General features: G+C 64.2%; 18 protein-coding genes and 1 riboswitch. Of the genes, 5 read left to right on the top strand and 13 right to left on the bottom strand.

Going from position 1 to position 20158, the window contains the following annotated elements:
* Positions 1–261: 261 nt before the first annotated feature.
* Positions 262–2325 (top strand): Stk1 family PASTA domain-containing Ser/Thr kinase, encoded by a 2064-nt coding sequence (pknB, locus tag EHW12_RS17240; RefSeq protein WP_125051254.1) that lies wholly within the window; start codon positions 262–264, stop codon positions 2323–2325.
* A gap of 27 nt (positions 2326–2352) precedes the next feature.
* Positions 2353–2781, top strand: a complete 429-nt coding sequence (locus tag EHW12_RS17245; RefSeq protein ID WP_003941706.1) for a protein-tyrosine phosphatase family protein — start codon at positions 2353–2355, stop codon at positions 2779–2781.
* Positions 2782–2865: 84 nt separating this feature from the next.
* Here the strand turns inward: EHW12_RS17245 and EHW12_RS17250 are convergent, their stop codons facing one another.
* The 8 genes from EHW12_RS17250 to EHW12_RS17285 form a co-directional block, all read right to left on the bottom strand.
* Positions 2866–4251 (bottom strand): 3-deoxy-7-phosphoheptulonate synthase class II, encoded by a 1386-nt coding sequence (locus tag EHW12_RS17250; protein ID WP_007730070.1) that lies wholly within the window; start codon positions 4249–4251, stop codon positions 2866–2868.
* A gap of 90 nt (positions 4252–4341) precedes the next feature.
* On the bottom strand, positions 4342–4833 hold the full coding sequence (locus EHW12_RS17255) for a polyadenylate-specific 3'-exoribonuclease AS (protein WP_003941683.1): 492 nt from the start codon (positions 4831–4833) through the stop codon (positions 4342–4344).
* A 66-nt stretch (positions 4834–4899) separates the two neighbouring features.
* Positions 4900–5706 carry a lysophospholipid acyltransferase family protein gene (locus tag EHW12_RS17260; protein ID WP_029538272.1) on the bottom strand — a complete coding sequence of 269 codons (807 nt, stop codon included), beginning with the start codon at positions 5704–5706 and terminating at the stop codon, positions 4900–4902.
* A 94-nt stretch (positions 5707–5800) separates the two neighbouring features.
* A complete protein-coding gene (locus EHW12_RS17265) occupies positions 5801–6841 on the bottom strand; it encodes an ROK family protein (RefSeq protein WP_020969875.1) in 1041 nt (346 codons plus the stop codon).
* 124 nt (positions 6842–6965) lie between these two features.
* Positions 6966–7361 (bottom strand): hypothetical protein, encoded by a 396-nt coding sequence (locus EHW12_RS17270; protein ID WP_042453569.1) that lies wholly within the window; start codon positions 7359–7361, stop codon positions 6966–6968.
* Entirely contained in the window at positions 7358–8608 is a 1251-nt protein-coding gene (locus tag EHW12_RS17275; RefSeq protein ID WP_125051256.1) for an ArsA-related P-loop ATPase, read from the bottom strand. Before EHW12_RS17275 ends, EHW12_RS17270 begins: the two co-directional genes overlap by 4 nt.
* A complete protein-coding gene (locus tag EHW12_RS17280) occupies positions 8609–9046 on the bottom strand; it encodes an SRPBCC family protein (RefSeq protein ID WP_003941701.1) in 438 nt (145 codons plus the stop codon).
* Positions 9047–9109: 63 nt separating this feature from the next.
* Positions 9110–9496, bottom strand: coding sequence for a polyketide cyclase / dehydrase and lipid transport (locus tag EHW12_RS17285; RefSeq protein WP_125051258.1), 387 nt, complete (start codon positions 9494–9496; stop codon positions 9110–9112).
* Positions 9497–9655: 159 nt separating this feature from the next.
* Between EHW12_RS17285 and EHW12_RS17290 the strand changes: the two genes are divergently transcribed.
* Positions 9656–11467, top strand: coding sequence for a long-chain fatty acid--CoA ligase (locus tag EHW12_RS17290; RefSeq protein WP_003941777.1), 1812 nt, complete (start codon positions 9656–9658; stop codon positions 11465–11467).
* Between the two features lie 96 nt (positions 11468–11563).
* Here EHW12_RS17290 and EHW12_RS17295 read toward each other — a convergent pair whose 3' ends face one another.
* From EHW12_RS17295 to EHW12_RS17310, 4 genes are all read right to left on the bottom strand, one after another.
* Positions 11564–12691 (bottom strand): glycosyltransferase family 4 protein, encoded by a 1128-nt coding sequence (locus EHW12_RS17295; RefSeq protein WP_125051260.1) that lies wholly within the window; start codon positions 12689–12691, stop codon positions 11564–11566.
* Positions 12692–12769: 78 nt separating this feature from the next.
* Positions 12770–14128, bottom strand: a complete 1359-nt coding sequence (locus tag EHW12_RS17300; protein WP_241198991.1) for a hypothetical protein — start codon at positions 14126–14128, stop codon at positions 12770–12772.
* 74 nt (positions 14129–14202) lie between these two features.
* Positions 14203–15255, bottom strand: coding sequence for a C40 family peptidase (locus EHW12_RS17305; RefSeq protein WP_003941704.1), 1053 nt, complete (start codon positions 15253–15255; stop codon positions 14203–14205).
* Positions 15256–15579: 324 nt separating this feature from the next.
* Positions 15580–16137 (bottom strand): C40 family peptidase, encoded by a 558-nt coding sequence (locus EHW12_RS17310; RefSeq protein ID WP_003941754.1) that lies wholly within the window; start codon positions 16135–16137, stop codon positions 15580–15582.
* A 14-nt stretch (positions 16138–16151) separates the two neighbouring features.
* Positions 16152–16330: riboswitch (cyclic di-AMP (ydaO/yuaA leader) on the bottom strand.
* 522 nt (positions 16331–16852) lie between these two features.
* On the opposite strand from EHW12_RS17310, the gene EHW12_RS17315 reads away from it, so the two are divergent.
* Together EHW12_RS17315 and EHW12_RS17320 are read left to right on the top strand one after the other, a co-directional pair.
* The gene (locus tag EHW12_RS17315; RefSeq protein ID WP_164490583.1) at positions 16853–18613 is read left to right on the top strand and encodes a DEDD exonuclease domain-containing protein; all 1761 of its coding nucleotides are present in this window, start codon (positions 16853–16855) and stop codon (positions 18611–18613) included.
* Between the two features lie 78 nt (positions 18614–18691).
* Positions 18692–18967, top strand: a complete 276-nt coding sequence (locus EHW12_RS17320) for an Lrp/AsnC ligand binding domain-containing protein (RefSeq protein ID WP_003941677.1) — start codon at positions 18692–18694, stop codon at positions 18965–18967.
* Positions 18968–18975: 8 nt separating this feature from the next.
* On the opposite strand, the gene trpD is transcribed toward EHW12_RS17320, so the two are convergent.
* Positions 18976–20067: an anthranilate phosphoribosyltransferase gene (gene trpD, locus EHW12_RS17325; protein ID WP_003941751.1), complete on the bottom strand. Its 1092-nt coding sequence runs from the start codon at positions 20065–20067 to the stop codon at positions 18976–18978.
* Between the last annotated feature and the right edge of the window lie 91 nt (positions 20068–20158).

The raw sequence follows: 20158 nt of genomic DNA on the forward strand, positions 1-20158 counted from the left end.
CCGGTGCAGTGCTCGAAACTGCCGCTCCGCTCAGGTCACAGCGCTCTGTGACGTTCTCGAGACTTCCGCGTCGGTATCGCTGGCTACGATGGACGGGATGCGGCGTATCAGTAACCGGGATTTCGCGGTGGATGTAAATGGGTGCCCTCACTGCGGGAGCCAGTACGCGGTAAACAACCACCCACATGCCGACAGCTACCACCTAGACCGCAAGCAGACAGATCGCAAGCACGGAGGAACAGTCATTACGGAGGTCGAGGGTTGATCGGCGAAATGCTCGAGCGCCGCTATCGAGTGGACGCACCGATCGCGCGCGGCGGTATGTCGACCGTGTATCGAGGCCTCGATACACGGTTGGATCGACCTGTCGCGATCAAGGTGATGGACCCGCAATTCGCCGGCGATCCAGCGTTCCTGACTCGTTTCGAGTTCGAGGCCCGGGCCGTGGCCCGACTCAAGCATCCGGCCCTTGTGGCCGTCTACGACCAAGGCAGCGATCGCAATCACGTGTTCCTCGTGATGGAACTCGTCGACGGCGGAACCTTGCGTGAACTCCTTCGTGAGCGCGGACCGATGCCGCCACACGCAGTCGCTGCAGTCGTGGCACCTGTCCTGGACGCGTTGGCGGTGGCGCATCGAGCGGGACTGGTGCACCGTGACGTCAAACCCGAGAACATCTTGATCTCGGACACCGGCGAAGTGAAGATCGCCGACTTCGGATTGGTGCGTGCAGCTGCGGCAGCAACCACCACCTCCAACAGCGTGATCCTCGGCACCGCGGCCTATCTGTCGCCGGAACAGGTGACGTCAGGAATTGCCGACACTCGAAGCGACGTCTATTCCACCGGCGTGTTGATGTTCGAACTTCTCACCGGTACAACACCGTTCACCGGCGATACGTCACTCTCCATCGCCTACCAACGCATCCACGACGATGTCCCGCGCCCAGGTTCACGTATCCCCGGTGTACCGGCGCAGTTCGATCGTCTGGTTGCCGAAGCCACTCACCGCGAGCCCGCACATCGTTTCGCCGACGCCGGTGAGATGGCAGCTGCACTTCGCAGTGTGAGCGAGCAACTGGAACTTCCGTCATACCGCGTTCCCGCTCCGCGTCGAAGCGCCCAGCACCAGAGCGCGCAAGTTGCCCCGGCCCGGCCACAACCGGCGCCCGCGCCTCCCACGGAGGTACATCCGAACTCTGCTGCGCGCCCGAACCCTGCTGCCACGACGGTATTGGCGTCCGGCGTGGCCCCGGCTGTGGCAGCCACCACGGCGCTCGGCACGGGCTCTCCTCCCCCTGGCGGTATCCAGCACACTCGCGCGGTCACCGCACAAACTGCTCGTCCGGCGACGGTCGACGGTGACTCGGATTTCGACGACGGTTCCGATTTCGGCGACGACCACCCGGGGCACGACGATCCGCATGCTCATTTTGTCGAGGCACGTCGTAAATCGCGACGAGCCACCCTGATCTGGCTGCTCGTCATCGCGGTCCTCGCGCTCGCGTTGGGCTTCGGCGGATGGTGGATGGGATCGGGCCGCTATACAGCCGTTCCCTCGATCGACGGGCTGACCAAGGACACTGCGGTCACCGCTCTGCAGGACGCCGGGCTCTCCCCCGACGTCCAGGGTCAGTACTCCGACGCCGAACCCATCGACACGGTGATCGGGACAGACCCGGCCTCCGGCTCCAGGGTTACCAAAGGCTCGACCGTCGCGCTGCTGACTTCGCTCGGGCGTCCGACTGTCCCGCCCATTCCGGCCGGCGGCGACGTCTCGGCCCTGGGCGCACAACTCGCCGACCGCACTCTCGTCGCGGTCGACGGCGGGGACACATTCAGCTCCAAGATCCCGATCGGCGGCGTGGCCGCGCTCGACCCGGCACCGGGAACCGAAGTTGCCGTGGGCTCCTCGGTCAAGGTCATTACATCCAAAGGGTCACCGCCCGTGGACATTCCCGATGTGAAGGGCATGTCCGAGAACGCTGCGCGCGCCACCCTCGACAAGGTAGGCATCTCAGTCAGCACCACCAGAACAACGTTCGACGACGCCGTCGAGGGCGGTAGCGTGATCGGCACCGATCCCGCAGTCGGGTCCTCCGTCAACGCCGGCACCTCCGTGGTTCTGCTCATCTCCGATTCCGTCAAGGTTCCCTCGCTGATCGGCCGCTCCGTCTCTTCAGCACGCGAAGAACTCGGCCGCCTCGGCCTCGAGATCACCGTGCGTCAGCTCACCCAGAACGACAGCTCGGTCATCATCAGCCAGAGCGTCAAGAACGACCTCGTTGCCAAGGGCACCGACATCAGCGTCGTCGCAATTCCCTGACAGTCCGCTTCGGCCTAATCTGAATTCATGGCCACGTGGGAACCCGAGAGCATTGGGATACTCGACTTGCCGTCGGGGAGATCGATTCGGGGTCGAGGACTCCGCAATCCGCTTCCTTCCGGACCTCTCCCCACCTTCGGCGTCTATCTGACCGGCAAAGAACCTCCCGACACCGAGTGGGAGTCGGAGTGGGTCCGCTGGCGAGATTTCTGGTTGCCGAGCGATCCCGATGCGCTGCGCAGGGCCTTGCACGAAGTGTGGGTGCGCTCGGAAACCGAAAGAGTCGAGATCGCGTGCGGTGGTGGATACGGCCGCACCGGAACAGCGTTGGCCGCTCTTGCCGTCATGGACGGAGTGCCCAGTAAGGACGCCACCGCGTACGTTCGCGCACGTTACTCACCTCGCGCCGTCGAAATGCCCTGGCAGCGCCGATTCGTCACACGATTCACGCAATAGCGAACGCCCCCACCTGCGCGAGCGGGTGAGGGCGTTTGCCGAAAATCGATGCCGGGCGCGAATCAGCTTCGGCGAAGCAAGGTTTCAGCCTCGCAGCATCTCGGCCACGAGGAACGCGAGCTCCAACGACTGTTGGGTGTTCAATCGGGGGTCGCACGCCGTCTCGTAGCGACCGCCGAGATCGAGGTCGGAGATGTCCTGCGCGCCGCCGAGGCACTCGGTGACGTTCTCACCGGTCAGCTCGACGTGGATGCCACCCGGATGCGTGCCGAGACCGTTGTGGACCTCGAAGAATCCCTGAACCTCGTCGACGATGCGGTCGAAGTGGCGCGTCTTGTACCCGGTGGAGGCTTCGTGGGTGTTGCCGTGCATCGGATCGCACTGCCAGATGACCTGGTGACCGGTGGCTTGGACCTTCTCGATGATCGCCGGCAGCAGGTCGCGGACCTTGCCGTTGCCCATGCGCGAGATCAGAGTCAGACGACCTGGCTTGTTGGTGGGGTCGAGACGCTCGACGTATTCCACCGCCATTTCCGGCGTCGTGCTCGGGCCGATCTTGAGGCCGATCGGGTTGGACACCAACTCGGCGAAGGCGATGTGCGCGCCGTCGAGCTGACGAGTGCGGTCACCGATCCAGAGGAAGTGAGCCGACAGGTCGTAGAGCTTGGGGTGATCGCTGTCGTTGTCGAGACGCAGCATCGCGCGCTCGTAGTCGAGAACCAGGGCCTCGTGGCTGGCAAAGATCTGTGCCTGGTGCAGGCTCGGATCGGTGACGCCACACGCGTTCATGAACTGCAGGCCGCGGTCGATCTCGGCTGCCAGTTGCTCGTAGCGTGCGCCCGCGGGAGACGCTGCGACGAATTCGCGGTTCCAATCGTGCACCTTGTGCAGGTCGGCCATGCCGGCGCCGGTGAGTGCGCGAACCAGGTTCATCGCGGCGCTGGCGTTGGCGTATGCACGCACCAGTCGCGAAGGATCGTGGGCGCGGACTGCCTCGTCGGCGACGAGCGAGTTGATCATGTCGCCGCGGTAGGACTTCAGACCCAACGAGTCGATGTCGGCCGAGCGCGGTTTGGCGTACTGGCCGGCGATGCGAGCGACCTTGACGACCGGCATCGAGGAACCGTAGGTGAGCACGACGGCCATCTGCAGCAACGTGCGGATGTTTCCCTTGATGTGCGGCTCGGTGTTGTCCGCGAAGGTCTCGGCGCAGTCACCGCCCTGGAGCAGAAATGCCTCACCACGCGCGACCTGCGCGAGACGCTCTTGCAGCGCCTCGACTTCGCTGGCCACCGTGATGGGAGGCACGCTCTCGAGCACAGTCCGCATGGCGGCCGCCTGGTCAGCGGGCCACGAGGGCTGCTGAGCAGCGGGCTTCGCGAGCGCCTCGTCGAGCTGCTTACGCAGTCCGGCAGGCAGCGGCGGGAGTTCGGGCAAGCGGTCGATCGGCACGTCGACAGTCCAGTTCACCTCTACAGGATATTCGCTCGCTCGTCGGCGCGTCACACAGGCTCTCGATCGCAGCCCAATCGGAACACTTCCCGCGCACCGAAACCTGGGTCAGCGAAGTGACCGTGCAGCCGAAATGGCGTCGAACTTCACGAGGTTGTGCCTGGCGTCGGCAAGTGCGTCGTGTGCGTCGGCGGGCGCCGACGGGAGGGCAGGACTGCCGTTGTCTTCCCAGAACTGTCGGAGTTCGCGGGTGTACCGCGGCATCGACTGCGGTAGTTCGGTCATATCGCCCCACAACTGGCACAGCGCGACGTGGTCGTAGGCGGCGACCCACGCCCAGAGCTCCGGAACCACCATCGGCCGCGGAACGAAGAATTTCAGAAGATCGTCGCGGATCTTCTCGCGTGATTTCCACAGCGGCGACGAAGGCTGCGGCAACTTCGGCAGCACGTTCTTGCGCACCCAACTACCGGCACGGGCGGGATCGAACTCCGTCGAAACCGCGTAATACTCTCGGCCGTCCTCACAGACAACGCCGATGGACACGAGATCGATGGTTCGACCGTCTTCGATGAATTCACAGTCGTAGAAGTAGCGCACGTCCGAAAACTATGCCGCACGCGCCGGCTCTGGAGCCAATGCGCGTGCGGCCGGTGTGGGAAATCTCTAGCTGGCTTGTGCGTCCGGGAGCGAATCCTTGTCGGTCTTCGCGGATTCCTTCGACTCGGCCGAGGCCACGAGATCGACAACCGACTCGCCGCCTTCCGCCGGAACGTCGACGGCAGCTTCGGGTTTCGTGGGCGCCTGGTTCTTGAGGCTTGCCGCGTAGATGTCCACGTACTCCTGGCCGGAGAGTTTCATCAACTTGTACATCACCTCGTCGGTCACAGCGCGCTCGACGAAGCGGTTTCCGCCCATGCCTTCGAAGCGGGAGAAATCGATGGGTTCGCCGACGATCACGGTGACCTTGGCGGGACGCCACATCCGTGAGCCGATCGGATTCATCTTGTCGGTGCCGACCATCGCTACCGGGATCACCTTGACGCCCGATTCAAGTGCGAGGCGCGCCATTCCGGTCTTGCCCTTGTAGAGGCGACCGTCAGGCGAGCGCGTCCCCTCGGGGTAGATACCCAGCAGGCTGCCCGAACCGAGGACCTTGAGACCGGCGTTGAGTGCATCCTGCGCCGCGTCTGCACCGGTTCGGTCGATGGGGACCTGACCGACCGCGGTGAAGAACCACTTCTGGAAAGCGCCCTTCAGACCGGAACCGGTGAAGTACTCACTCTTGGCAAGGAACGTGATGCGGCGGTTGACGCGAAGCGGAAGGTAGAACGAGTCCAGAACCGCCTGGTGATTGCTGGCCAGAATGGCCGCCCCGTCAGTCGGAATGTTCTCGTGACCCTTGACCGTCGGACGCCCGAGCAGCCAGAGAATCGGCCCCAGCAACACATACTTGAAGAGCCAATACCACACGGCGTCCCTCCCATTCACAGCTGAATTTCGCTGAGTACGACCTTACTGCCGACCGGTAACCCCCGCTACACACGCCCCTGCAGGATCGACCCGATCACAGTCCGGCAGACGTGGTTCCAGCGCCGTCGACCCCACCGAGATCCTGAGGCACTACCGATCGGGCCAATGCGGCGGCGCCGACCATGCCCGCAGCTTCGCCCAGCTGAGCGGAACGGATGCGGGCCAGTGGGCGGTGCTTCGCCCCGGTCAACAATGTCGCGTACTGCTCGCGGGCGTCGTCGAGAAACAGTGGGGCAGAACTCGCGACGCCGCCGGCGATCACGACCAGATCGGGATCGTAGACGTCACCGACCATGGCCAGACCCACGGCCAGCCAACGGGTGAACTCGGCGATCGTTGCCAGCGCGAGTGGGTCACCGTCCTGCGCGGCGTTGGCGATCCGGCGACCGGTGAGCGAACCAGGATCCACCGCAACCTCACGCGCCAGGACCGTCGACGCGGCCGGGTCGGCGGCAAGCAGTTCGATTGCCGTGTCGACGAGCGCCGTTCCGCTGCAATAGCGCTCCCAACACCCACGTTTGCCACACGCGCACTGACGCCCGCCCGGAACGACCTGGATGTGGCCCAGTTCGGGGGCGACGCCGTGACTCCCCCGGTACAGCTCACCGTTGATCAGCAGCGCACCACCGATGCCGGTCCCGATTGCCACCATCACGACATTGCGGCCACCTGCGGCCGCGCCGAATCGGTGCTCCGCGAACGCCGCTGCATTGGCGTCGTGTTCGAGAACGACCGGCAAGCCGAGCCGCTTGCTCAAGTCACTTCCGACCGGCGCGTCCACCCATGGCAAGTGCGGAGCGAACCGAACCGAGCTTCGATCGGAGGTGATGAAGCCGGCGACCGCCAACCCCACGGCCGATACCTCGTGCCTGGTGACCAATTCGCGCACGACGCGATCGAGACCGTCTTCGAGTGCCCTGGCCGACTGCGGGGTCGGGGCTTGAATCATCTCGAGCACTTGTCCGTCGACGTCCACGACGGAGGCCCTGATACTCGTCCCGCCGACGTCGATGCCGACCGTCAAGATGTCGTCCATGGTGGAGTCGGAGACCGCTTTCAAGCGGCGCGCGCTCATCGCGACGATTCCCGCGCGAGCGGCGTCCGCTGGAGTGCGCACCCTGAATCGGTGCCTCGTGCGTCGGTGACCATTGTGTCGATTGTGCTCATCTCGGGCCGTTCGCTCTACCCGGGGTACTGAGTCAGTCCTTGACCGTCACGTTGATCGGGACAAATGCCGCCGTGCGAGTTCGCTCCGCACCTGGCGTCGTCGGACCGCCGTCCGGTCCACGATCGGGACCTGACGGCCCCCCGAGAAACTCGTCGAGAATCTCACGAAGCAACGCAAGGAATGCTGCTGCTTGACCCGCGAGGAATGCCAACAGTTCGTGGTGCTCACCGCGAACCAGTGCGGCGAGGGCGCACACCGGGCACCAGCTGCAGCCGGTGAACACCGGCTGCGTGTCCGTGGACGCCGAGTCACTCGCAACGTCTGCCGTCGCTGCTGCGGCCTTCTGCAGCACCGGTTCCAGGCGCGTCAGAACGGTTTCCGCCAGCGCGCGAAACTCCGCGACGAGGCGCTCGTGCTCTTCGCTCATACCGGCCACACCGCGGGATCCGGGCTGAACCGGATGATCAGGTAACTGCCGTCCAACTCCGCCCCGTTCACGACACAACGACGCAGCACCGACGCCAAACGAACTCTGCGTCGTACGCCGTCTGCTCCCACCAGCACATCGTCCTCCACCCGGCCCAACGACAACGACGACGGATCCACGAGCGGAAGGTACATCCGCATCACGTACACCGAATCGACTCCGGTCCCGGACTCCAACGACACCACGATGTTGTCCGCGGTACCGACGGTGCCCGAATCCGTGCCCGCTCCACCCTCGAACGTGGCCGCGATCTCGCCCAGAGCGGCCAACCCTACCGGTTCGGCGCAAGCGCGTTCGACCGTTGTGACGGACATTCCATCGGTTGATCCACGCAGTTCGTCCACGACGAGTGCCTGAGCCGCCCGGATCGACGCGAGCCACTGCGCCGCCGGTGAATCGTCGACACCCTTCCCGGCGGACGAGTTGAACTGCGGGACAAGGTTGTTGACCACAATCCCGTCAACTCGCAACCCGGCCAGAGCCAGCCCGGACAACGTCCGACGAGTCGCCGCGACCGACACGCCGTCGGCCGACGTCACCACACGCACGCCGGTGTTCTCCCGATCCGAGAGGTGAACCGCGATCCGATCCACCGACGCGAGCACGCGTTCGACGACGGACACGAGCAGGAGCAGCCGCATGTCCGTACCTGTCACAGCGACCATCCGCCTGTGCCGCGGCCACAATCGCTCGAGATACTCCGACACCATCGACGGCGAGCCGAGTATCCGCAGCGCTTCGGCGGCGGCCGGACAGTCCACGATCACGAGGTCGTAGTCGCCGCTGTCCGAGAGGTCGACGATCTCGGCGAGCCCGAGCATGTCTTGGATGCCCAGGGATCCCGTCAACTCTTCCGGTTCCAAGCCCTCGAACGACGAACCGTGTTCGTGATCTCCCGCTCCGAAAGTTCCTGCAGCGTCGATCAACCCCGACAATCCTCGGAACTTGTCCTCGAGGAGCGCTGACGTGTCGAGTTGCCGGACGTCGAGACGCTCGGTGAGAGATGTGGTCGTTCGCGGATTCGGCACGCCCAGGACGTCTGCAAGAGAACCTGCCTGATCGATCGACACGAGCAGCACTCTCGCCCCATCGGTCGCAGCCGACACAGCAGTCGCTGCGGCAAGCGTCGTCGTGCCTACTCCGCCTTTACCGACGAACAGTTGGACGCGCGATCGTTGCTCCGGCACTCAGCCCTCGACTCGCTTCTTCAGTTCCTTCAGAGCTGTGTCGGTGATGATCTTCTCGGCCTTGCGCTTGAACAGTCCGATCATCGGAATCGTCAGGTCGACCGTCAACTCGTAGGTGACCGACGTGGTGCCGTTCGGGCCGGGCTCGAGTGTGTACGAACCGAATTGGGACTTCTGAATCTCGCCCGAGATCAGCTCCCAACTCACCGCCATACCGTCCGGTGCCCACGAATACTGCAGTTCGTAGGTGTCCTTCACCATCCCCGCGTCGAGGACGAAACGTACTCGGTCCGCGCGGCCGCCCTGTCCCGGCGCCGTCACCTCGACGGACTTCGCCGCGGCCACCCACTCGGGGTACCGCTCGAAATCGGCGATGACGTCCATCACGGCGTCGGCAGGAGCGTCGATGCTGATCAACCCCTTGGTCTTCTCGGCCATACGACTGCGCTACCTTCCTTCGTCAAAAGTCCAGAACCTGCACAACGTGCAGTGCTTCGATTATCAGTCCGGTGCTACTCCGGCGGCACGTCCCGCTTCGAGTTCGCGCTTGAGCTGGAACGACATGACCTTGCCATCGACCCGACGATTGCGGTTCATCCCGGCGAGGTCGAGGGTCGCCAGATCGGACGGCGATACGCCGACCGGCTCACAGTGCAGGAAGTAGTGCGCGATCGTCCCGTCCATGACCGGTTCGAGCCACACCTCCATGGTGCCGACCAGCTGACCGGACACTCCCCAACGGAATCCTGCGGGACCGCGATCTTCCCGGACTTCGAGCTCGAGATCACTGAACCAGCGACGCCACTGCGCGCGCGAGGACAACAGTTCGGCGACCCGCTCGGGCGGGGCGGCGATGAAAGTCTGGTCTGCGACCTGAATGCTGCTCACCGAAGTAGCTTCACATATCGCGTCCGCGAAGCGTCGAGGGGTGTCGCAACACTACATACCGGACAGACTGTAAGCCTGGCCACAACTGCGTCGGACATGCGACTACAGTAGGAGACGAAAACCCTACTCGTCAGTATTTCGCAGTGTCGGAGGTATTTCGTGCCTGAGTTCAGCGCACCCCAGACGTTCACCATTCCCGAGGATGCCTCCGCGGTCGACTCGGTCTTCGCCTTCGCGAAGACGAAGCCGGCGGCGGTTGTCTACAAGCGCAAAGTCGGAAATGCATGGGTCGATGTCACTGCAGGCGATTTCGCCGCTCAGGTGACTGCCGTCGCCAAGGGCCTGATCGCGATCGGAGTCGAGCAGGGCGATCGCGTCGGCCTCATGTCGGCGACTCGCTTCGAATGGCCGCTCGTCGACTACGCCATCTGGGCGGCCGGCGGCGTGACGGTTCCGATCTACGAAACCTCCGCAGCCGAGCAGGTTCGCTGGATTCTCGAGGACTCCGAAGCAATCGACCTCATCGTCGAGAACGACGCACATGCCGCGACCGTGAAGGACGTCGCTGCAGCCGCCCCCGCGCTGCGCACGGTGTACCAGATCGATGCCGCGGCAGGCGGTAAAGGTGTTGTCGAGGAATTGACCGCACTGGGCGCCGACATCTCCGACGAGGACGTCCACGCCCGCGTCGCTGCACTGAAGGCATCCGATCCCGCGACCCTGATCTACACGTCGGGCACCACGGGCCGACCCAAGGGCTGCCAGCTGACGCACTCCAACCTGATTGCCGAGTCGAAGGGCATCCTCGACTCCAACCTCGGCACGCTGCTCAAGACTCCTGGCGTTCGCACTCTGATGTTCTTGCCGCTCGCGCACGTTCTCGCTCGCGCAGTCAGCATCGCGTCGTTCGATGCCGGTGCAGCGCTGGGGCACACGAGCGACATCCCGAACCTCGTTCCGACGTTCGGCGAGTTCAAGCCCGACTTCATCCTCTCGGTGCCGCGCGTGTTCGAGAAGGTCTACAACAGCGCACGCGCCAAGGCGCACGGCGACGGCAAGGGAAAGATCTTCGACGCGGCCGCAGACACCGCCGTCGCGTGGAGCGAGGCGCAGGACAAGGGCGGCGCCGGCATCGTTCTCAAGGCCAAGCACGCTCTCTTCGACAAGCTCGTGTACTCGAAGCTGCGCGCAGCGCTCGGCGGGCAGTGCCAGCTGGCCATTTCCGGTGGTGCACCTCTGGGCGCTCGACTCGGCCACTTCTTCCGCGGTATCGGTGTCACGATCTACGAGGGCTACGGACTGACCGAGACCACCGCAGCGTTCGCCGTCAACACCATCGGCGCACAGAAGGTCGGTTCTGTCGGAAAGCCGTTGGCCGGCAACTCCGTTCGTATCGCAGAAGACGGCGAAATCCTCCTCTCGGGACCGGTGGTCTTCACCGGCTACTGGCGCAACGAGAAGGCGACCGCCGAGTCGATCGAGAACGGCTGGTTCCACACCGGCGACCTCGGCACCGTCGACAAGGACGGCTACATCACCATCACCGGCCGCAAGAAGGAAATCATCGTCACGGCAGGCGGCAAGAACGTCTCCCCCGCTCAGCTCGAGGATTCCCTTCGCGCGCACCCGCTGATCAGCCAGGCCATCGTGGTCGGCGACCAGAAGCCTTTCATCGGCGCCCTCATCACCATCGACGCCGAAGCTCTCCCCGCCTGGAACGAGCGCAACAACAAGGCCGCAGGAACCACAGCGGCCGACCTGGTTTCGGACGGCGAACTGGTCGGCGAAATCCAGGACGCCATCGACGAGGCCAACAAGCTCGTCTCACACGCCGAGGCGATCAAGAAGTTCCGCATTCTTCCGGTCGACTTCTCCGAGGACACAGGCGAACTCACGCCCACGATGAAGCTCAAGCGCAACGTCGTGCACGAGAGCTTTGCCGCCGACATCGAAAAGATCTACGCCAAGTAGTCTTTCGCCGATCAGCCCTCTGCCGACACGAACGTGCCGACATGAACGGCCCGCACCGAATTCGGTGCGGGCCGTTCGCGTTCGAGTCCCGTTTGCTCAGCCGAGGAGATTACGCAGTTTCGAAGCGAGCGTGTCCCACTTCCAGTCTTCGGCAACCCATGCCCGGCCGGCTGCTCCCATCGCGGCCGCGCGATCACGATCGGACAGCACCTCGATCACGGATTCGGCGACGTCGCGAACAGAGGTGCCGTCGACCACGAGCCCGGTCTTGTTCTGCTGCACCGTTTCCGGAGCGCCACCACTGCGCCCGGCGATGACCGGCACACCGGTAGCCGAGGCCTCGAGGTAGACGATTCCCAGTCCTTCGACGTCCAATCCGGCGCCTCGGGTACGGCACGGCATGGCGAACACGTCGGCGATCGTGTGGTGCGCTGCCAACTCTGCGGCGGGCACCGTGCCCGTGAAGACGACGTGATCGTCCATCCCGGTCTTACGCGCCAATTGGCGGAGATGGTCCTCGTACGGCCCACCTCCGACGATCACCAGTACCGCCCCGTCAATGCTCTTGCGTACGGTCGGCAGCGCCTTGATGAGCATGTCCTGCCCCTTGCGTGGCACGAGCCGCGACAGGCACAGGATCGTGGGCCGCTCGCCCAGCCCGTATCGCTTACGCAGTTCCGCGCGGGCGACCGAGTCCGGGTGGAACACTGACGTGTCCACTCCGGAAGGAAGGTGCTCGAGCGCCGCTTGCGGGCCGAAGGCCGCCGAGAACCGCCCACGGGTGTATTTGCTGACGAACGTCACCGCATCGGTGTGGTCACCGATCACACGCAACGACTGCCGCGCACCGGGAATCATCGACCATCCGACCTCGTGGCCGTGAGTACTCGCGATCACTCGGCTCGCTCCGGCGCGTCGAACAACCGGTGCCAACAACGCCAACGGCGCTGCCGCACCGAACCAGACCGACTCGCAGTCGTGCTTCTTGACCAACTTCGCGGCTCGACGAGCGACAAAAGGCGACGGCAGCATCAGCGGCGTCGGGTGCCGAACGACCTCGAAAGGCTGTGCCGCATCGAACTTCTTGTGCGAGTCGCCCCGCCACCGCGGTGCGTACACCACCAACTTGTCCGGCGGCAGATGCCCGGCGAACGTGTGGAGATAGGACTGGATACCTCCGGGGCGAGGAGGAAAATCGTTGGTCACCAAGAGGGTCCGGCGCATCCGTCCACCGTAGGGCACTCGGTGCTTCAAACGTGCGAAGGGCACCTCGCCGCTGCAATCGACCCAGCCGCGAACTACTCAGCCCAGATGGCTGTTGGTCCAGTCGACCCATCCGGCTCGCAGTTCCTCGGTTCCGACGCCAACGACCGCTCGGATCCGCGAATCGAGGTCTTCGGCCGTCATCTTTCCGGAGGCGAGAGCGCGAAAGAGGTCGGTCAGCTTTGCTTCTCCGAATCGATCGGCGATATACGCGTTGATCGACCACGCCGATTCGTACGCCAGTGAACTCACGACCGGTACACCGCTGAACTGCGTGTCGTCCGGAAACTCGGTCGGAGTATCGCCGGAGCGTACCGCTGCCGCCAGAGTCGGCGCGATCTCACCCCAGGCCCGCGAGGATCCACGGTTTCCCGCGTATTCGGCAAACCCTTCCAATACCCACATCGGCGACCCGTCACGGGTTTTCGATCGGGCGGCTATGTGCATCAGTTCGTGGCGCAACACCGTTCGCCTGGTGATGTCGGTCAACCTCGAAGCCGCGGCAGGCGAGAAGACCACCCGCTGGCCACTCACGTCGGAAGACCCGTCCGCCGTCGCATCCGCGACCGACACTGCAGCAATCGAAGCGCCGTCGTGATGGGAGCCGACCAGTGCGGTGAATTCCTCAGCGGACCCCGCCACCATGAGCACCGCGCGCTCGGACCACCACGGCCCCCACAACTGCGTCGTGTTCTCGATGGCTGAGTCCACATCGGCAGCCAAAGCGTCGACGAACGCCTGCTGACCCGGGTGGCCGATCACCAGCGCGTTACGCGCAGAATTCTCGGCGACGGCAAGCGGGCCGAAGTCCCAGGGGCCGTTCCAGGATTCGCCCGCCGTTCGGGCGCCGTCCAGTCCGACGATCGACCCGTCCGCAAGAACCGACCACTGATCGCCGCGTTTCGCGAGCGTCATGGACACTGCCTTGCGCGTGGGCAATGCGTCGACGCCGTCGAGGGCGTACCGCAACAGAACTTGCGCATTCCATACTTCGACGTCTCCGCCCGGCGCACCGGTTCGCGGCGCCGGAGTCAGGCCGCCGCTGGGAATCTCGTATCCCCAGTCGGAGAATTCAAGCGCTCCCGCAGCAGTGGCTCGTCGAACTTCCGCCTCGAGCACACCGGGTGCGGCGGCACTGTCGACGAACTTCGCCAGCCCCGACGGATCGTCGGACATCTGAGCCGCGGCCCATGCATCGAGAAAGCTCTGGACTTGAGCGCTGCGTTCCGCGTCCTGTTCGGCGGCGGCATTTTCGTCGGAATCGGACCTGTTCGTCAGGAAGATCGTCAGGCCCAGAACGAGCACCACGGCTACACCGAGCGCCACGAGGGCCGGATACTCCCAACGGCGTGGTCGATCTGCGCCGACGTCGGGCGTCGTCATCGGTTCAGTCGGCACGGTGCCGAGTGTAGGAGAACTCGACTCGACGCTTCACGGCGGCTGGCCACACGCCGCTCGGGCGCAGCAAGCCGTCAGTAACGACGCGCAGTGGAGAACTCCATGCCTGCCATCGACTGGACCTTCACCGGTACGCCGAACGTCGACGCATGCAGAATGTTTCCGTCGCCGGCGTAGATGCCGACATGCGAGTTGTCGCTGTAGAAAGTCACGACGTCGCCGGGCTGTAGTTGGTCCCTCGACACCGGTACACCGCCCTGCGCCTGCGCTTGGCTCGATCGCGGCAGAGTCTTTCCGATCTGCTTGTAGGCCCACACCACCAGACCTGAGCAGTCGAACTCGTTCGGGCCGGTCGCGCCCCAGACGTACGGGTCACCGATCCGCGTGAGGCCTGCCTGCAGAGCAGCAGCACCCGAGCCAGGGGTCAAGTTAGCCAGAATTTTGCTGAGATCGACGTCCGGCGGGAAAGGCGTACCGCTCAGTTGGTTACGTTCGTCGTCGGTGAGATTCTGGAAGGCTTTGGTCACGTCGGCGATCTGCGTCTGCAGTTCACTCTGCTTGCGCTGCAAATCGTCACTGAGCGCGCGGGCTTGATCGGCGGCGGTTCGCGCTTCTTCGGCCGATCGCTTCGACGCTTCCGAGGCGGCACGCGCATCGGCAGTGGCTTGGTTGAACTGAGAGACCTGTACTGCCGCGTCGTTGGAAATCACGTCGAGCGCAGACATCTGGTCGAGCAACTGCTGCGGCGAGTCGCTCACCATCAACGCAAAGAGGCGATTGGTTCGCGCACCCTGGTAATTCGCTGTGGCAATACGGTTTACCGCCGGAGCGAACTCGGCGACGCGCGCCGAAGCCGCGTCGAGAAGACCCTGATCGGCTGCCGATCGCACGTCCGCATCATTCGCGACTGCCAGCTTCGCGTCGAGGTCGATCTGCGCGTTGTGCAGCGCTTCGTTGGTCTGCTCGGAAACCCGGGAGAGTTCACCGAGCTTGTCGAGCGCCTCGGTGGGGTTGGTGATGACGGGGTCGGCACCGGCCTGCATCGAAGGCCCTGCAACGAGTCCGAACGCCAGCACTCCCACTGTCAATGCGGCCCGTACTCGACTGTTGTTTTTCGATGAAACCACGGAATGCAACTCTCCGTCTCGGTGAAGCGACGCCGACCGGGACCGGTCGACGATCTGTTAGCTGGCTGTCAACTATCCACAGTACCTGTCTCGGCCGCGCAATGTCTCGATAAGGTTACGGAACGGCATACGTTTGTGTCTACTCGCCGGTAGGCGTGTCGGGGTGAAGTACCGGGCGAATTGTCGCGAAACGAAAATGTGGGCCCCGAATCGAAGATTCGAGGCCCACATTCGAAGATCCGGAGCTCCCCCGAGCTCCGCCGCATCACAGCGGCGGATCGTTCCGACTGCCTACCGGAGACAGCCGTCGAGCGTGTTCAGAAATCAGTAACGGCGAGCGCCGTCGTACGGCATCGAGGACACCGGAGCGAGCTTCACGGGCTGACCAGCGGTCGACGCGTGGATGACATTGCCGTTACCGGCGTAGATGCCCGAATGCGATCCGCCGTAGAAGGAGATCACGTCGCCGACCTGAAGATCGGACTGTGCGACGGCAACGCCGGCTGCAGCCTGGTCGTAGCTCGTGCGAGGCAGGTTGAGACCGGCCTGCTTGTATGCCCACTGAACGAGACCGGAGCAGTCGAATGCGTCCGGGCCGGCTGCGCCGTACACGTACGGGGAGCCCAGCTTGCTCTCTGCGGCGCGAACTGCCTGCTCACCAACACTGGAGATGGGAGCGGCCGGTGCAGCCGGTGCGATGTCGGTGATGCCCGGAATGACCGGCAACTGAGGAATAGAAACGCCCGGAACCTCGAACGTGCCGACGCCGGGGATGGTGATGGGGTCTGCCGAGGCAGGTGCAGCGGTTGCAGCGAATGCTCCGACTGCGAGCGCGCCGGCTACTGCCAACTGCGCTGAACGCTTGAAACTCTGTGACGCCACTTAAGGGGTGCTCCATTTCTTCCATTCATCCGCCGACCGAGTTAGCTGACGGGTTCGGGCTGGGAAGATCAGCCCTACCCGCGTGGTCTGCAGCGATCCTGCGTGCTGCACCCCAGGCGGGATTCACCCCAGTGGAAACTTGGGTTCCCGGTTCGGGTTCCTCGCGGAGATCCCGATTAGGCGGTTCCTGACGATGCCGGTCCTGTTTGGTCCGGCAAGACTTCGTTAGGTCTCAGGAAGGTTACGAAATGATCGCGACGATGTCGACCGCTTCGTGACAATCGCGCCCGATTCGCCGGAAATCGTGGTGCCGCGCCCGCGATACGCCCGGCGGGTCACGGGGAGATAACAACAGGTCGGTTCGGCGACCCACTCCAGGCCGTCAAACCCGCGCCCGCTACCCACTGCCAAGGCTCACCAAACCCGACAATCCGATCTTCCATGCAGTTCAACGATGATTACTTGAAACTAGAACTTGTTCCGGTCACGGACGCGGTTTCAGCCGTCGACAGACGCACCGAAGACCCCCTCGACTCGCCCTACTCACAAGTAGGCGCGCGTCCACATTCGCGAGTTCCCACCGCAAGTGTGATCCTCGTCTCTCCTACTTTTGTCGGGCGTTCATCGACCGATTTCGCAACGGAAGTCCGTGCGGGTCGGATTCCGTGTCTGCACTCTCGAATTCGTGTCGGGGGGTACTTCTACTGTCTGCGGTGTGAGTCCCGCCTCGGCCCGAGAATTTCCGTCTCCGCCCCCGTTCTCCGACGGGGAGAAGTTCGACGTCGGGCGGCAACTGAGCTTCGACGAACTGGACACACCGCTGAGCGAGACAACATTTGTCGTCGTCGACCTCGAGACCACAGGGGGCAGCGCCGACCAGGACTCCATCACCGAGATCGGCGCCGTCAAGATCCGCGGCGGCGAGGTACTGGGCGAAATGGCAACACTCGTCGACCCCGGCCGGTCGATTCCGCCCTACATAGTCGAACTGACCGGAATCACCACGGCCATGCTGATCGGCGCACCTCCCATCGAACGTGTCCTGCCTGCATTTCTCGAGTTCGCCGAGGGCGCGGTGCTGGTGGCACACAACGCGCCGTTCGACATCGGTTTCCTCAAAGCAGCGGCGTCACGCAGCGCGCGCCCGTGGCCTGCGTTCCGTGTCCTGTGCACCGTCAAACTCGCCCGGCGCGTACTCACACGCGACGAAGCACCTTCGGTGAAACTCTCCGCACTCGCCCATCTCTTCCAAGTGACCACCCAGCCGACGCACCGGGCTCTCGACGACGCGCGTGCGACCGTCGACGTCCTCCACGGACTGATCGACAGGGTCGGAAACCAGGGTGTCCACAGTTACAGCGAACTAGTCGACTACCTGCCCAACATTTCCTCGCATCAACGGGCCAAACGGTCCTTCGCCGCAAACCTGCCGCGAAGCCCCGGTGTCTACCTTTTCCGCGGTCCTTCCGACGAAGCCCTCTACATAGGAACTGCTACCGACCTTCGACGCCGCGTCCGCAACTACTTCACCGGTTCGGAGACCCGCGGCCGGATGAAGGAAATGGTCGCGCTGGCCACCCGCGTGGACCATGTCGAGTGCGCGCACGCTCTCGAAGCCGGGGTGCGTGAACTACGACTGCTGAGCGCGCATGCGCCGCCGTACAACCGTCGCTCCAAGTTTCCCAAGCGAGGTTGGTGGATCACCCTCACCGACGAGGCGTTTCCGAGACTGTCCGTGGTTCGCAAGCCCACGGCCGATTCGATCGGCCCGTTCACCTCTCGCGCCGACGCAGTCGACGTCGCCGACACCGTCGCAGAGTTCAGTCGTCTGCGCACGTGTACCAAGCGTCTCGGACGCGGCGCCGTTCACGGCCCTGACTGCCCCGCTCGCGAACTGGGGGCGTGTCCAGCCTCCTGGACCCCGGAAATCAACGCAGAGGACTACGCGGCCGCCCCTGAGGCCGTGCGTGGATTCTTCCGAGGAACCAACGACGCTCCCCTCCAACAGATGCAGGCCCGGATCGACGAGCTGTCCGCACACGCGTTGTTCGAGAATGCTGCGCGTCTGCGTGACCGAACGGTCGCAGTCGCCACCGCAGTGCGGCGCACTCAGCGACTCGCCGCAGTCGCGGCGATCGAACAACTCGTTCTCGCCCGCCCCACCGGAGACGGCGGCTGGGAGCTGTCGGTGATCCGGTCCGGGCGTCTCGCGTCCGCCGGGCTCGCCAGACGTGGGACTCACCCGATGCCCGTCGTCGACGCCATCACCGCGGCGGCCGAAACCGTCCTACCGGACGACGCCCCGTTCCGCGGCGCGTCACCCGAAGAACTGGGACTGATCGCAAGGTGGCTCTCGTCGGACGGTGTCCGAATCGTGTCGGCGACATCCGGATACGTCGAACCTGTGAGCGGCGCCGGCAAGTGGGAAGCCTGGTGCCGACTCGCCCGAGCCGGAACCGAATCCGAACATCGATGACGTAACGGCGGGGCGGCACCCCTAAGCTCGATCGAAACCACCGGGTCATCACAACCCGCAGGGAAATCGAGGAGAGAAATGATCAACGCCATCGTCATGATTCACGCCGAGTCCGCTCGGATCCCGGAAACCGCGCAGGCCGTCGCCGACCTGTCCGGAGTGACCGAGGTCTACTCGTGCGCAGGTGACGTCGATTTGATCGCCATCGTGAAAGTGCGTGACCACGCCCAGATCGCCGACGTGGTCACCGGAGGAATCAACAAGGTGCCCGGCGTTCTCCGAACCGCCACACACATTGCGTTCCAGTCATTCTCCAGCGCAGACGTCGAGGCCGGTTTCTCGCTGGGTGAATAGCCCCTCGATCAGGCTTGGTCGGCCAGCTCGGCGGTGAGCGCCGCCCACTTGTGAAGCAGTTCAGCGCCCGCGCCGCTGTCGATCGCGGCAGCGGCTGCAGTCATCCCGGCAGAGATCGCACTCTCGAGATCGTCGCCGACACCGTTGAATGCCGCGATGGCTGCTCCCGCGTTCAGCAGGACCGCGTCCCGGACCGGCCCCTTCTGCCCGGAAAGCAGCGTTCTGGCGACGGTGGCGTTGATTTCGGCGTCGCCTCCACGCAACTCTTCGAGAGGAACGCGGTCGATTCCGAGGTCACGCGGATCCAGCGTGACAGTTCGCACACTTCCACCGCCGACGATGTGAACCGTCGACGTCGTCGATGTGGTCAGTTCGTCCAGTCCGTCGTCTCCCCGTACCACCAACGCCGAATTGCCGCGCTGCGCAAGGACTCCCGCGACGACCGAGATCAGTTTCGGAAATGCGCACCCGATCAGCCCGGCACGCGGACGAGCCGGATTGGTCAGTGGACCGAGCACGTTGAATGCCGTCGGAATGCCGATTTCCTTGCGAGGGACCGCCGCAAAGCGCAGTGCGGGATGGAAGACCGGCGCGAAACAAAAGCCGATGCCGACCTCTTCGACGCACCTCGCAACCTGCTCCGGCCCGAGGTTGATGCGAACGCCGAGCGCCTCGAGCACGTCGGCGCCACCGCTCTTGGACGAAGCAGCGCGGTTGCCGTGCTTGACAACTCGCACACCGGACGCGGCAACCACGATCGAGGCCATCGTCGAGATGTTCACCGTGTTGGAGCGGTCACCACCCGTGCCGACGATGTCGACGACGTCGGAATCGACCGGCACGCGCCTGGAGTGTTCGAGCATCGCGGCGGCGAGCCCTTCCAACTCCGCGGGGGTTTCTCCCTTCATCTTCAGACCGACCCCGAAAGCAGCGATCTGAGCGGAGGTGGCGTTGTCCGACATGATCTCGCCCATAGCCCAGCGACTGTCGGCTTCCGACAAGTCACTGCCGTCCGTGAGCAAACCGAGAATCATCGGCCAGGACCGCACCACTGCACTCGAATCGACGTTCACGGCGTTGGATGCGTCGGTGCCGGCCATAGTGCCTTGGTCCCCTGTCGTTCAAGTGGGCTGGATTTCGAGCTGTCGTTTCGAGCTGTCGTTTCGCGCTGCCATTTTGTGCTGCCGATGA

The sequence above is a fragment of the Rhodococcus sp. NJ-530 genome (assembly GCF_003860625.1).
Taxonomy (GTDB): domain Bacteria; phylum Actinomycetota; class Actinomycetes; order Mycobacteriales; family Mycobacteriaceae; genus Rhodococcus_F; species Rhodococcus_F qingshengii.